Genomic DNA, 13464 nt, shown 5'->3' with positions numbered 1-13464 from the left:
CGCAAATCAGGCCGTTGCTGCAAGGCAAGCCGCATCCGGGCTTGCCGGCTTTTTCGATGGACCCGCCGCGCCACCCGCCTCGCGAGCGACGCGGCGTTTCGGTGTCCAACACCGGTATACGACACTTATGCTAACCATTCTCTTCGACGGTATTGCCTACGGCATGCTGCTGTTCGTGCTGGCGAGCGGCCTCGCGATCACGCTGGGGTTGATGAACTTCGTCAACCTCGCGCACGGCGCGTTCGCGATGGTGGGCGGCTACGCCACCGTCCTCGCGATGTCGCGTCTGGGCGTGCCCTTCTTCGGGGCGTTGCCGATTGCGTTCATCGTCAGCGCGGTGCTGGGCGGCATTCTCGAACGCACGCTGTACAAGCGCGTGTATGGGCAGTCCGAACTCAACCAGGTGCTGTTCACGATCGGCCTGACCTTCATGGCGATCGCGACGGTCGACTACTTCATGGGCTCGACCCAGCAGTTCCTGAATCTGCCGCAATGGCTGCAGGGACGCACGGTGATCGCCGGCATCGGGATCGGCTATTACCGCCTGTTCGTGATCCTCGTGTGCGTGGTGCTCGTGATCGCGCTTCAGCTGATCCTCAACAGAACGCGCTTCGGCAGCCGTCTGCGCGCATCGGTCGACGATCCGCGCGCGGCGAGCGGCCTCGGCATCAACATCAACTTCGTGTTCCTGACTACCTTCGCATTCGGCTCGGGCCTCGCCGGCCTCGGCGGCGCACTCGGCGCGAACATGCTGGGCCTCGATCCGATCTTTCCGCTCAAATTCATGATCTATTTCCTCGTGGTGGTCGCGGTCGGCGGCACCACCTCCCTGACCGGTCCGCTACTCGCATCGCTGCTGCTCGGCATCGCCGACGTCGCGGGCAAGTACTACATCCCCGATCTGGGGGCCTTCATCATCTACGGCGTGATGATCGTCACGCTGATGTGGCGGCCGCAGGGTCTTTTCGCACGGGCGGGGGGCAAATGAAGCCGGCAACGTCCAGCCAAACGGGTACGCCGGCACTGGCGCCCGAAGTCCGCAACCTCGGCCGACGCTGGTCGCGCTGGCGTCCCGCGGAAATCGTCTTCTGGATCGTGGCGCTGGGCGCATGCGTCGCCCCGCTCGATAACTTCCTGCTGCTCAACGAGATGGCGATCCTCGCGCTGTTCGCGGTCTCGCTCGATCTGATTCTCGGCTACACCGGCATCGTCTCGCTCGGTCATGCGGCGTTTTTCGGGCTCGGCGCATATACGGCGGCGCTGCTCGCCAAGTACTTCGCGATGGACCCGCTGCTCGGCATGCTGGTCTCGTGCGGGGTCGCGGCGTTCACCGGCCTCGTCACCAGCGTGCTGGTGATGCGCGGCTCCGACCTCACGCGTCTGATGGTGACGCTCGGCGTCGCGTCGATCCTGCATGAACTCGCCAACAAGATGAGCTGGCTCACCGGCGGCGCCGACGGCCTGACCGGCGTGCCGATGGTGCCGCTCTTCGGGCACATCGAGTTCGATATGTTCGGCAAGGCGGCCTATACCTATTCGATCGTCACGCTGTTCGTGCTGTTCGTGCTGGCGCGCGCGGTGGTGAAGTCGCCGTTCGGGATGTCGCTGCAGGTGATCCGTCAGAATCCGCTGCGCGCGGCGGCGATGGGCGTGCCGGTCAACCTGCGCCGCACCGCCGTGTACACGCTGAGCGCGGCATACGCGGGCGTGGCCGGCGCGCTGCTCGCGCAGACCACCGGCTTCGCGTCGCTCGACGTGCTCGATTTCCACCGCTCGGCCGACGTGCTGCTGATGCTGATGATCGGCGGTGCGGGCTATCTGTACGGCGGCATCATCGGCGCGCTCGTATTCCGCTTCATGCAGGACCGGCTCGCGGACATCACGCCGCAATACTGGCAATTCTGGATCGGGCTGCTGCTGGTGGTCATCGTGATCGTCGGTCATGAGCGGCTGGTGCGTCCGTGGACGTGGTTCCGTCGCAGCGGAGGCAACGCATGACGATCGCCCTGCAGACCTTCAACCTCGTCAAACGCTTCGGCGGCCTCGTCGCCACCAACGACGTATCGATCGCGGTCGAGAAAGGCGCGCGCCAGGCGCTGATCGGACCGAACGGCGCCGGCAAGACCACGCTGATCAACCAGTTGACCGGCGTGCTGACGGCAAGCTCCGGCCGCATCGAACTCGAAGGTCGCGACATCACGTCGCTGTCGGTACATCAGCGGGCTCGCGCGGGCCTCGTGCGCACGTTCCAGATCAACCAGCTGTTCAAACACATGACGCCGGCCGAGTCGCTCGCCGTCGCCATCTCCGAGCGCGACGGTCTCGGCGCGCGCTTCTGGCGCGCGCTGGGTCATCGCGGCGAAGTGATGGACGAAGTCGCGGCGCTGCTCGAACAGTGCAAGCTCGCCGACGCGATGCATCGCGAGACCCACGTGCTGCCCTACGGCAAACAGCGCCTGCTCGAAATCGCGCTGGCGCTGGCGGCGAAGCCGCGCGTGCTGCTACTCGACGAACCGGTGGCCGGCGTGCCGGACGGCGAGCGTCGCGAGATTCTCCATACGGTGGCCGCGTTGCCCGACGACGTGACCATCGTTCTGATCGAACACGACATGGACCTGGTGTTCAGTTTCGCCAACCGCATTTCGGTGCTGGTCAGCGGCGCGCTGCTGACCGAAGGCTCATGCGCCGAGATCGCCCGCGACCCGCGCGTGAAGGCCGTATATCTGGGCGAAGAGTTGGTTGGGAGCGAGCATGTCTGAACTGTTGAAACTGGAAGGCGTCGTCGCGGGCTATGGCGAGGCCAAGGTGCTGATGGGCATCGATCTGTCGCTAGAGCAGGCTCAGGCGCTCGCGCTGCTGGGCCGCAACGGCACCGGCAAGACCACGCTGATCAATACCATCGTCGGTCATACGCGGCGCTTTGCCGGGCGCATCTGGCTCGACGGCAAGGACGTCACCGCGCTCAAGCCGCATCAGCGCGCGTTGGCCGGCATCGGCTGGGTGCCGCAGGAGCGCAATATCTTCAAGTCGCTGACAGTCGAGGAAAACCTGACCGCGATCGCGGTGCCAGGTCCGTGGGATCTGGCGCGCATCTACCGGATGTTTCCGCGTTTGCAGGAGCGCCGCGCGAACATGGGCAATCAGCTGTCCGGCGGCGAGCAACAGATGCTGGCGATCGGCCGCGCGCTGATGCTCAATCCGAAAGTACTGCTGCTCGACGAACCGCTCGAAGGCCTCGCGCCGATCATCGTGCAGGAGCTGATGCGGATTCTGTCGGACATCATTCGCGACGAAGGGCTGTCGGTGATTCTGGTCGAACAGAATGCCCGCAAGGCGCTGAGCATTACGCACCACGCGGTGGTGCTGGAGCGCGGCTCGGTCATTCATGCGAGCACGGCGGCCGAACTGCTCGCGCAGGACGAGAAGATCGATACGTTGCTGGCGGTGTCGCAGCATTGAGCGCGTAGCGGGGGTTCGACTCACACGCCGGCGAGCATCACGGCGGGATTCTTGCCACCCAGCTCCAGCGAGAAGCGCGTCATGTTCTGCACCGACGCCGCGCCGATCAGCTTGCCGGTCGGCGTCGAGCCGGTGAACGAAATCTTCGCGACGTCGCGATGGGCGCCAGGCGCCGCCCCGCCTTCTCCGCCGCCGGTCACGACGTTGAAGACGCCCGGCGGCACGCCCTCCTCGATCGCGCGAGCGATATTGATCGATTTGCCCTTCATGAACGAGCCACCAGGCGCTCAAGAGCAACGGCATCCACAGCCGTCGTCGCGAATCATCTGTGCGACTGGACCGTGTCCTTACCGACGCCCATCATCAACGCGATGCCGCTCACCACGAGCAATGCCGCAAGCAGATAGAACGCGAGATCCATGCTGCCGGTGGTCGTGCGGATCTGCCCGATCACCCAAGGGCTGACGATGCCACTCGTTATGCCGATACTGCTGATCAATGCAATACCCGCCGCCGCCGTGTTGACCGGCAGATAGCTCGGCGGCACGGCCCAGAAGATCGGCAGCGCGGCGAAGATCAGCACGGCAGCAACCGACAGGATCGCGAGCATCGCAGCAAAGCTGCTCAGATGCAGCGTCAGCGCGGCCAGCGCAAGACCGCCCACGATCGTGCAGAACGCAAAGTGCTTGCGACGCTCGCCCATCCGATCGGAACGGCGCGCAATCAGAATCAGCCCGACCGCGCCGATCGCATTGGGAATCACGGTAAAGAGACTCACCTGCATCACGTCCTTGATGCCGAAGTCACGGATCATCAACGGCATCCAGAAGTTCAGCGTCAGCGACGCACAGGTCAGCGAGAAATAGATGAAGGCAAACAGATACACACGCGGATCGGCGAGTGCCGCGGCGATGCCACGCGCGCTATGCGCACTGTGTGCCGTACCGCCCGGTGCGCGCATGTTGCTCGTGCGTTGTTGCGAATCGACCGGCACCATGCGCTCCTGCGCGCACAACGCGATCAGGCGGGTCTTTTCCGATTCGTCGAGCCACGGCGCATCCTGAGGCCGGTCGACCAGATAGAAGAACGCGACGACGCCGAGCAGTACCGCCGGAATGCCCTCCAGCGCGAACATCCACTGCCAGCCGTAGAGTCCCATCACACCGCTCATGTCGCGCATGATCCAGCCGGACACGAGACCACCGAGCACGCCCGCCACCGCGACGCCCGCGAAGAAAATCGACATGACCGCCGCGCGCCGATTGACCGGAAACCAGTACGTCAGATACAGCACGATGCCGGGAAAGAAACCTGCTTCGAATACGCCGAGCATGAAGCGCAGCACGTAAAAATGCGCGGGCGTCGACACGAACATCATGCACACGGAAGCGATGCCCCACAGCAGCATGATCCGCGTAAAGGTCCTGCGTGCGCCGAACTTCGCCAGCAGCAGATTGCTCGGCACTTCGCACAACACGTAGCCGATATAGAAAACCGCTGCGCCAAGGCCGTACATCGCGTCGCTGAAGCCCAGGTCGTGCTTCATCTGTAACTGCGCGAAGCCAATGTTGATGCGGTCGAGAAACGACACGACATAACACAGGAACAGGAACGGGATAATGCGCCAGGCGACCTTCGTGAAGATCTGCTGGTCGTCGGCCGTCGCATTCGATGCGCTCGACAAGCCGAACTCGAAGCTCTTTTCCATCGTCTGTCTCCATGGCGCCGCCTGTTCACGGCGGATCGCTCGTATTCCGGCGTCTTGCGCGCCTTCATCGTTGATTCATGCACAAAGGTCCCGCACGGGACCTTTGCTGCTACCGGGCTAGCGTTCAATCCTGCAACGCGCTCCACATCTCCTTGTCGCGCTGCGCGGTCCAGATACGCGGATGCGTGAGGCCGCTCGCTTCGTCGAATGCGCGCGACACGTCGAACGGCAGGCAATGCTCGTAGATGAATACGTGGCCGAACTTCGGGTCCATGCTCTTGCGGGTCAGCGCCATCGCGCCCTTCAGGTCGAGCTTTTCGGCGACCGCGTCATGGCCGGCCTGCAACAACGTCGTGACGAAATCCTTCGTGTAGTCGAGGCCCTTGTCCACTTCCGCTGGCGACAGCAGCGCGGGACCGCGCCCCGGTACCAGCTTCCCGGCGCCCAAGGCGCGCAGCGCTTCGAGCGTCGCGGGCCACTGTTCGAGCTGCGCGTCGCCGCAATAGCAGGCCGCGTCGTATTCGACGAGGTCGCCCGAGAACAACACCTTCTGCGACGGCAGCCACACGACCGTATCGCCCTTCGTATGGCCCGAGCCCAGATGCGCGATCTTCACTTCGAGCTTGCCGAGCCACAGCGTGATCTCCTTCTCGAACACGAGCGTCGGCCACGTCAGCCCCGGCACCGTCTCGACGCCGGCAAACAGACGCGGAAAGCGCTCGATCTCCGACTTCATATCCTGCTCGCCGCGCTCGACGATCATCTCGTAGGTGCCGCGACTCGCGATGATCTGCTGCGCGCCCTCGGCAAAATACGCGGACGCGCCAAGCACGCGCACCGCGTGGTAATGCGACAGCACCACGTATTTGATCGGCTTGTCGGTCACGCTGCGAATCTTCGCGATCAGGTCCTGCGCCATCGCGGGCGTCGCGGTGGTGTCGACGATCAGCACGCCGTCGTCGCCGACGATCACGCCCGAGTTCGGATCGCCTTCGGCGGTGTACGCATACGCGTTCTCGGACAACTGCGTCCACGTGATCTTCTTTTCTTCGAGGTCTGCCTGCGATGCGAATGCTTTAGCCATGTTGTCTGTCTCCGTAAATCGGCGGGGGATGACGCATGGTCGCGTCGTCGCCAATATTTGTCAATAACAAATTTGCTTGCTATATATAAAACACGGGAAAACCCCTGTGCCCGGGCGCGATGGCACAATGCGCTACGATCGAGCGCGATGGCGCGAGCCTGCAGGAGTGGACCTCTCAATTGAAAGAAGCAACCGAAAAAACGCAACGCGGCATTCAGAGCGTCGAAGTCGCGGGGCGCGTGCTCGACGCGCTCGCGCGACGGCGCGAGCCGGCCGCGCTGAGCGAACTGGCGGCCGCGGCCGAGCTGTCGACCGCGCAGGCGCACACCTATCTGGTCAGCCTGACGAAGCTCGGCCTCGTCAAACGCGACGCGCTCACCGGCTACTACGAACCAGGGCCGCTCTCGCTGCGCCTCGGCATGATGGATGTCGAGCAACAACCCGCTTACCGGATCGCCGCGCCGCACGCGACGCAACTCGCGCAACGCATCGGCTTCAGCGTCGCGGTATGCGTGGCCGGCGCGCAGGGACCGACGATCGTGCGCTATGAGCGCGGCGGTTATCCGCTGCATGTGAACCTGCACGTTGGCACCGTGATGTCGCTGCGCACCACCGCCACCGGCCGCGTATTCAGCGCGTTTCTGCGCGCCGCCGAGCTTGCCGCGATGATGGAGCGCCAGGGGCTGACGCCGCCGCACGTGGGTGCCGAAGAGGCGTCGTTGGATCCGAACGAGCCCGCGCAATGGCAGGCCGGCGTCGACGATGCGCGCCGCCGCGGCATCGCGCGTAGCGTCGACGTGCCGAGCCCCGGCATCAGCAGCATGAGCGTGCCGGTGCTCGATGCGCAGCGCGAGCTGTTGCTCGCGCTGACCGTGATCGGGCCGTCGGGCACGATGGATGTCGGCTGGAACGGTGCGATCGCGCGCGAGCTACGCGAGGTCGCTCAACACATCGCGCAAGCCCTGCCTCACCGGAGCCCGACCCATGCAAGCTGATTCCGCGGCAAATTCGAACCGCAGTGGCGCGAACCAGAGCGGCGATAGTGGCGCCATCGTGGAAGCCAAGGCGCAACGCGGCATCAACGCGCTCGACAGCACCGGCGAGCTGTTGATGGCGCTCGCGGCGGCCGGCCAGCCGCTGAGTCTGCGCGACCTCGCGGCGGCGGCCGGCATGCCGCCCGCGAAAGCGTTTCCGCATCTGGTGAGTCTGCTGAAGATCGGCCTGCTCTCGCGTAAGGACGATGGCTGTTTCGCGACCGGACCGCTCAGTTTCGAACTGGGCCTGATCGCGCTGCAACGGCTGTCGCCGACGCGCGACGCCGAGCCGGAAATCGCGTCGCTGGCGGTATCGACCGGGATGTCGGTCGCGGCCGCGACGCTCGGGCCGCTGGGTCCGACGGTGATCCGGCTCGAAGAATCGGCGCGACCGCAGCACGTGAGCCTGCGCGTCGGCACGGTGATGTCCTTCGTCAACACGGCGATCGGCCGTGTGTTCGCCGCGCAGATGCCGGAAGACGAACTCGAAGGCTGGCTCGCGCAGGAGCCAATCCGGCTCGCGGGCGCGAGCGCGGGCACCGCGGCGAAACCGGCGCTCTCACGCGACTACCGCGCGCGCCTCGCACGCATCCGCGAGACCGGCATCGACGATGCATTCGATACGCCGGTGCCCGGCATCGGCACGCTGGCCGCGCCGGTGTTCGATCACACCAACAGCATCCGGCTCGTAATCGCGGTGATCGGCCCGTCGAGCGGATTCGATCGCAGTCCGGAAGGCGCGATCGGGCGCGCGTTGCTGGCGGCGACGCAGCGGCTGTCGTGGCGTTTCGGGCTGTTCGGAGCGGGCTCGGGCGGTGCGGCTCGCGGGTAACTTGAGGCTGTTCTGAGCGAGCGCTGCGCGCGGACGTGCCGGCTGCGTCCCGGGCCAACGTAACGGAGCCGGCTTCGTGCGTGGCGCGGGATCGGTCGTCGCGCCTGTCAGGCCGTGTGTGAGTTTCTCGGGTCTTGCTGGTCTCGCGGATCTTGCTGACGCGGCACCGTGCCCGCGAAACCCGCGCGCGCTTTCGCCAACGCCTCCGCCAGCACCGTCATATCGCCGATGTGATTCGCCAGCAGCAGCACGAGCCGCGCGTTCAGCGCGTGGCTGTCGGCATCGACGAGTCCGTTGTGCGTGTCGATCAGATGCTCGTAGAATGCGTCGACGTCCGCGATGTTGGGTTCGAGATTCAGATGGCTCATGGTGTTGTGGCTCAAGCGTTCAGGGTGACGTTGCAGGTAGCGCGATCGACTGCCGCGGCGACGGATGCGAGATCCAGCTCACGCCAGCGCGCGCACACGTGCTGATCGGGACGCAGCAGATAGAAGGTGCCGGGGCGCGCATCGAAACGCTGCTGAACGATACCGTCGACGTCCTCGACGATCGTCACGCCGGGCAACGTCGGCACGTTCGCCCCTGGCGGGACGACCACCAACGCGCGCACCGGGATCGGCAGACGCGCGAGCGCGGCGAAGTGCGCAGCGAAGCCCGCGGCAAATTCGTCGACGTTCTGATCGGGGCCGCAAAAATGGATGCCCGTGAACTGGCCACCCGCGGTCTGCTTGAGCAGCCACGCCGATTTGCCGTCGATCGCAACCGGCGCATCGGCGCACACGGCGCCCGGCACCATCGCGCACGAGAACGTATCGGCGGTTCGATCGGGCGTGTTCAACGTAGAGGTGGCCAGCACCGCGGGCATCGACAGTCTGCCGCTGTTCACGATACGTCGCGCAAACGCGCAGTCTTTCGCGAGCTTCAGCGTCGCGTCGCGGAACAGCCGCGACACCGCGCTCTTCGGCGTGATGAAGTCGGTGGCGCGGGTCGAATTCAGGATGTTTTCGTCGGCCGCGTATTCGCGTTCGCTCGCATACGTGTCGAGCAATTCGGGCGGTGCGTCGCCGTTCGCGACGAGGCGCAGCTTCCAGACCAGGTTATCGGCATCCTGCACGCCGCTGTTCGCGCCGCGCGCGCCGAACGGCGACACGCCATGCGCCGAATCGCCGGCGAACAACACGCGGCCGTGGCGAAACGAATCCATCCGCAGACACGAAAACGTATACACGCTGACCCATTCGAGTTCGAATTCGACGTCCTCGCCGAGCAGCGCCTTCACGCGCGGAATCACGCGCTCGGGGGCCTTTTCGGCGATCGGGTCAGCGTCCCAGCCGAGCTGGAAATCGATGCGCCAGACGTTGTCCGGCTGACGATGCAACAGCACCGACTGATTGCGATGGAACGGCGGATCGAACCAGAACCAGCGCTCGGTCGGGAACGGCGCCTTCATCTTCACGTCGGCGATCAGGAAGCGATCCTTGAATGTGCGGCCGCGACTGTCGAGGCCGAGCATGTTGCGCATCGCGCTGCGCGAACCGTCGGCCGCAACCACGTATTGCGCGCGCAGCGGATAGGTGCCGTCGGGCGTGTCGATCAGCAGTTCGACGTGATCGTCGTATTGCGTGAGCCCGGCGACGCTGCTCTTCCAGCGCATCTGGAGGTTGTCGAGTTGCAGCGCGCGTTCGGCGAGATAACCCTCGACGTAGTACTGCTGCAGGTTGATGAACGCCGGCCGCGCGTGCCCCGTTTCGGGCAACAGGTCGAACGTGTAGATCAGCTCGTCCTGCAGAAACACCTTGCCGACGTTCCAGCTGACGCCCTTCTCGACCATCCGGTCGCCGCAACCCAGCCGGTCGAAGATTTCCAGTGTCCGTTTGGCGAAGCAGATCGCGCGTGAGCCGCTCGACAGCGTGTCGTCGTTGTCCACCAGCACCACGTTCACGCCCTGCTGCGCGAGATCGATCGCCGCCGACAGGCCGACCGGCCCCGCCCCCACCACCACGACCGGCAGCAAGGCGGCCGCGGGGGCATCGTGCTCGGCGGCTCGAACATAGTCGAAGCGCAGTTTCTGGTAGTCGATCGACATGACGTCTCCTGAATTGAAATTAATTTATAGCAAGTCATATTGCTATTTACGAATTAAGAGAATTCTAGGACGGCGAGACCGGTGAGAAACACCTGTGTTTACCCTGGCTTCGTCACGGAATGACGCGAGCGGGTGGAACGGGGTTGGCGGGGGGTTTGATGAGCGGGATTGGCCGGAGTTGCCGGGCGCGATCGAGCGAGCGGATTGGCCGAGGGGTTAGGTTACGTCTGCGCACATCGCGCGGAGTGTTGGCTAGCCGTTCAGTTGACAGTCTTCCACGATGTCGCAAAGGCACTGCGAATCGCGGCACAGCACGCCGTCAGGCCTGCCAGGGAGTACTACGTGATTCGCTGACAATTTAGGGATGCATTCTCCTGCGGTACGCGATATGGGTTCGTGATAGTTATATCGTCGGCTCCGACCCCGTACCGCGATAGCAGATGGCGATTGGCTGCAAAGTGGGAACCCGGCGCTCCCACCCCACCCTGCAGTTCGCGCTCTCGCCGCGGGACCGGGCGTAGCTGACCGACCAATGCCGTCATGGTTTCGGTTGCCCGATACGTATTCTGGTGGGGCCCTTCATGTAAGAACGGCTCCCCTCACCAGCCACCTCAGAACGGCCTGGTCGGCAGATATTTTCCGTCGAGCGTGATCACCGCGCGCGAGCCGCCTTCCGGATCGTCGACTTTCTTGATGTCGAGTTTGAAATTGATTGCGCTGATGATACCGTCGCCGAACTTCTCATGAACCAGCGCCTTCAGCGTCGAACCGTAGATCTGCACTATTTCGTAAAACCGATAAATCGTTGGATCGGTCGGCACACCGCCCGGGATGCTGCCGCGCAGAGGGATGGTTTGCAACAGCCGGACTGCGTCTTCGCCGAGATCCAGCCTGTCGGCCACCATCTTCGCGGCGTCGGCTGGCAATGGATGCTGGCCGAGCAGCGCAGCAGTGACGAATGCCAGGCTGAGGCCCGTACCTTCGTTGATCTGCTCGAAGGACAGGTTCTTGCGGACCTTCGCGTCAACAATGGCGTCGGTCAACGCTTCACGGGGGGCCTGGCTATATTGAGATTGCGTCATGATGATGCTCCTTCAGATGAAATAACGTTGAAAAGCCGTTGTTCAGGCAGCGACAGTGAATCGAGCGGGGGTTGCACAAACGCGCGGATGGTCAGCAAGAGAAACGAAGCGGTTGGTCGTGCCATCGAGCGTATCGATCGAGCCGGTTTCGATGTCGTACACCCAGCCGTGCAGAACCAGGCGTCCCTGTTCGAGCGCAAGCCGCACGGAAGGATGAGTCCTGATGTTCGCGAGCTGGGCGATCACGTTTTCGCGCACCATCGATTCGACCCGGTCGCGTTCGCTCTCGTGTTGACGTGCCTCATTGACGACCTTTGCGGAATCCGCGTAATGCAGCCAGTTGCGCACTGCCGGCATGTGGTCCATGCATTTGCAGGTCGCAATGGCCGTCATCGCACCTCAATCGGAGTGGCCGCAGATCACCACATCCGTGACGCCGAGGGCGGCGACCGCGTATTCGACCGTGGCGGTCACGCCGCCCGGTTCTGGGCCGTACGACGGCACAATGTTGCCTGCGTTGCGAATGACGAACAGGTCGCCCGGCTCACGCTGCGTGACGAGTTCCGGCACGAGCCGACTGTCCGAGCACGAGATGAACAACGTATGCGGGTGCTGGCTCGTGGCCAACCGCTTGAATAGCTTTGAACGTTGCGGAAACACATCGCGTTGAAACTTCAGAAAGCCGTCAATGACTTCTCGCATATTTCACTCCATCTGGGTGTTGCCTGAGAACCGATGGACGAAGAATGCGCTGATCAAACTATATTTTCCAAGACCGATTTATTATTCTCTCTATAGGCAACACCAATAGTTTTAGAGGGCCTATGCTGCTCCGGCACATTCGTTACTTTCTGGCGGTCGCGGAATACCGCAATTTCACGCGGGCGGCCGAGGCGCTGCACGTATCGCAGCCGACGCTGTCGCAACAGATCAGGCAGTTCGAGGACACGCTGCAGGTGCAACTGCTCGACCGGTCAGGTCGGACGATCCAATTGACTGACGCCGGCGTGGTCTATGCGCGCTACGCGCAGCGCGCGCTGCACGACCTCGAGGCTGGAACGCGGGCGATCCACGACGTGCAGGAATTGAACCGCGGCTCACTGCGCCTGGGGATGACGCCGACGTTCATCGCGTATCTGATCGGTCCATTGCTGGAGAAGTACAACCGCCTCTATCCGAACATTACGCTGAACATCCGCGAAATGTCGCAGGAACGGATGGAGGCGTTGTTGAGCGAAGATGCGCTCGACGTCGGTATCGCGTTCAACGATACGCACACCACCGACATCGAAACCAACGTGCTTTTCGTCGAAGCCTTGGCGATGATGGTCGGCAAGTCACATCCGTATGCGCAGAAGCACACCACGTTGACACCGCACGAGTTTGAGCGCGAAGCACTCGTGCTGCTCAACGAAGAGTTTGCGACGCGTCACTACATCGATCGATATTGCAGACAACATGGCATTGCTCCGCGCATTGCGATGGAGGTCAATTCGATCAGCGCGGTCATCGCGATCGTGCAGCGCAGCGCGCTCGCCACGTTGCTACCGGCCGCCATTGCGCGTGAACACACCGAACTGTGTCTGGTGGACCTGGAGCCGGCCCTGCCGCGGCGAACCGCTGCGTTGCTGCTGCGCCAAGGCGCTTACCGAAGCGCGGCAGCACAGGCATTCATCACGCTGGCGCTTGAGGAAAGCAAGGCTGAGCCGGACGGCCGCGAGCAGAGTGGCGAATGAGCTATAGGAGGTTGATCGGCGACGCTCGCCGCGCACGCCCCGAGCGACTGGCGTACGAAAGAATCCCTTTATTCACGGCGCCCCAAGCTGCACGCTCTACGCCCGGCGGGAATATCGTGGTGATCCTTTGTGTGGCGATGCGTGCGATGGGCGTCGGCTCATTACTGCGGCGAGCTTAAAAGGATATTTGGATGGATAAGCTAAAGGAATCTGACTACTTCCACGACTGGAATATCAATGCCCTCGCCGTTCGAGACAGACACAAACTTATTGTGATGCTGGAATATGATGGGAAGCATGCAACTGCCACCTTTAGGGAAGGTCTGCACAACCCGCTTCCTGCGCATCGCGCAGTTTGCTGCCCGCGTTGTAGTGGCGGCGAAGACGCCGGGACCTCGATCACCGTTCTGTTCGAACCGTAGGAAGGTGCGTTTGCCGAAATT

General features: G+C 63.4%; 11 protein-coding genes and 3 pseudogenes. 7 read left to right on the top strand and 7 right to left on the bottom strand.

Annotated elements, in window-relative coordinates; translation table 11 throughout:
* Window positions 1-127 precede the first annotated feature (127 nt).
* Genes HHL14_RS09190 through HHL14_RS09175 form a run of 4 tightly spaced genes read left to right on the top strand, consistent with a single transcriptional unit; the run spans window position 128 to window position 3459 of the window.
* Window positions 128-988 (top strand): branched-chain amino acid ABC transporter permease, encoded by an 861-nt coding sequence (locus tag HHL14_RS09190; RefSeq protein WP_169497292.1) that lies wholly within the window; start codon window positions 128-130, stop codon window positions 986-988.
* Complete coding sequence (locus tag HHL14_RS09185) at window positions 985-1998, top strand: branched-chain amino acid ABC transporter permease (protein ID WP_169497291.1); 1014 nt, start codon at window positions 985-987, stop codon at window positions 1996-1998. The genes HHL14_RS09190 and HHL14_RS09185 overlap by 4 nt, the downstream gene beginning before the upstream one ends.
* Window positions 1995-2759: an ABC transporter ATP-binding protein gene (locus HHL14_RS09180; RefSeq protein WP_169497290.1), complete on the top strand. Its 765-nt coding sequence runs from the start codon at window positions 1995-1997 to the stop codon at window positions 2757-2759. Before HHL14_RS09185 ends, HHL14_RS09180 begins: the two co-directional genes overlap by 4 nt.
* Window positions 2752-3459, top strand: a complete 708-nt coding sequence (locus tag HHL14_RS09175) for an ABC transporter ATP-binding protein (RefSeq protein ID WP_169497289.1) — start codon at window positions 2752-2754, stop codon at window positions 3457-3459. Before HHL14_RS09180 ends, HHL14_RS09175 begins: the two co-directional genes overlap by 8 nt.
* 23 nt (window positions 3460-3482) lie before the next feature.
* On the opposite strand, the pseudogene HHL14_RS09170 reads toward HHL14_RS09175, so the two are convergent.
* The 3 genes and pseudogenes from HHL14_RS09170 to HHL14_RS09160 all read right to left on the bottom strand — a co-directional run.
* Window positions 3483-3728: pseudogene (locus tag HHL14_RS09170) on the bottom strand (aldehyde dehydrogenase family protein); the annotation flags it as partial.
* A 53-nt stretch (window positions 3729-3781) separates the two neighbouring features.
* Complete coding sequence (locus tag HHL14_RS09165; protein WP_169497287.1) at window positions 3782-5167, bottom strand: MFS transporter; 1386 nt, start codon at window positions 5165-5167, stop codon at window positions 3782-3784.
* Window positions 5168-5291: 124 nt separating this feature from the next.
* The gene (locus HHL14_RS09160; protein WP_169497286.1) at window positions 5292-6251 is read right to left on the bottom strand and encodes an MBL fold metallo-hydrolase; all 960 of its coding nucleotides are present in this window, start codon (window positions 6249-6251) and stop codon (window positions 5292-5294) included.
* A 158-nt stretch (window positions 6252-6409) separates the two neighbouring features.
* Between HHL14_RS09160 and HHL14_RS33125 the strand changes: the two are divergent.
* Window positions 6410-8117 (top strand): annotated as a pseudogene (locus HHL14_RS33125) (IclR family transcriptional regulator).
* Between the two features lie 107 nt (window positions 8118-8224).
* Here the strand turns inward: HHL14_RS33125 and HHL14_RS09145 are convergent.
* The 4 genes and pseudogenes from HHL14_RS09145 to HHL14_RS09130 all read right to left on the bottom strand — a co-directional run bounded on the left by HHL14_RS09145 (window position 8225) and on the right by HHL14_RS09130 (window position 11987).
* Window positions 8225-8485 (bottom strand): DUF2783 domain-containing protein, encoded by a 261-nt coding sequence (locus HHL14_RS09145; RefSeq protein WP_169497283.1) that lies wholly within the window; start codon window positions 8483-8485, stop codon window positions 8225-8227.
* An 11-nt stretch (window positions 8486-8496) separates the two neighbouring features.
* On the bottom strand, window positions 8497-10203 hold the full coding sequence (locus HHL14_RS09140; RefSeq protein ID WP_169497282.1) for an FAD-dependent oxidoreductase: 1707 nt from the start codon (window positions 10201-10203) through the stop codon (window positions 8497-8499).
* 611 nt (window positions 10204-10814) lie between these two features.
* Window positions 10815-11285, bottom strand: coding sequence for a cyanase (gene cynS / locus HHL14_RS09135; RefSeq protein ID WP_169497281.1), 471 nt, complete (start codon window positions 11283-11285; stop codon window positions 10815-10817).
* Between the two features lie 42 nt (window positions 11286-11327).
* Window positions 11328-11987: pseudogene (locus HHL14_RS09130) on the bottom strand (carbonic anhydrase).
* Between the two features lie 122 nt (window positions 11988-12109).
* Here HHL14_RS09130 and cynR point away from each other — a divergent pair.
* Both cynR and HHL14_RS09120 read left to right on the top strand, forming a co-directional pair.
* Window positions 12110-13021 (top strand): transcriptional regulator CynR, encoded by a 912-nt coding sequence (cynR, locus tag HHL14_RS09125; RefSeq protein ID WP_169497280.1) that lies wholly within the window; start codon window positions 12110-12112, stop codon window positions 13019-13021.
* 191 nt (window positions 13022-13212) lie between these two features.
* Window positions 13213-13443 carry a hypothetical protein gene (locus HHL14_RS09120; RefSeq protein ID WP_169497279.1) on the top strand — a complete coding sequence of 77 codons (231 nt, stop codon included), beginning with the start codon at window positions 13213-13215 and terminating at the stop codon, window positions 13441-13443.
* Window positions 13444-13464: the final 21 nt, after the last annotated feature.

The organism is Paraburkholderia antibiotica, from assembly GCF_012927125.1.
GTDB classification, from domain to species: domain Bacteria; phylum Pseudomonadota; class Gammaproteobacteria; order Burkholderiales; family Burkholderiaceae; genus Paraburkholderia; species Paraburkholderia antibiotica.
Note: the sequence above shows the minus strand (reverse complement) of the source record. Positions and strands in the feature narration are given on the sequence as shown.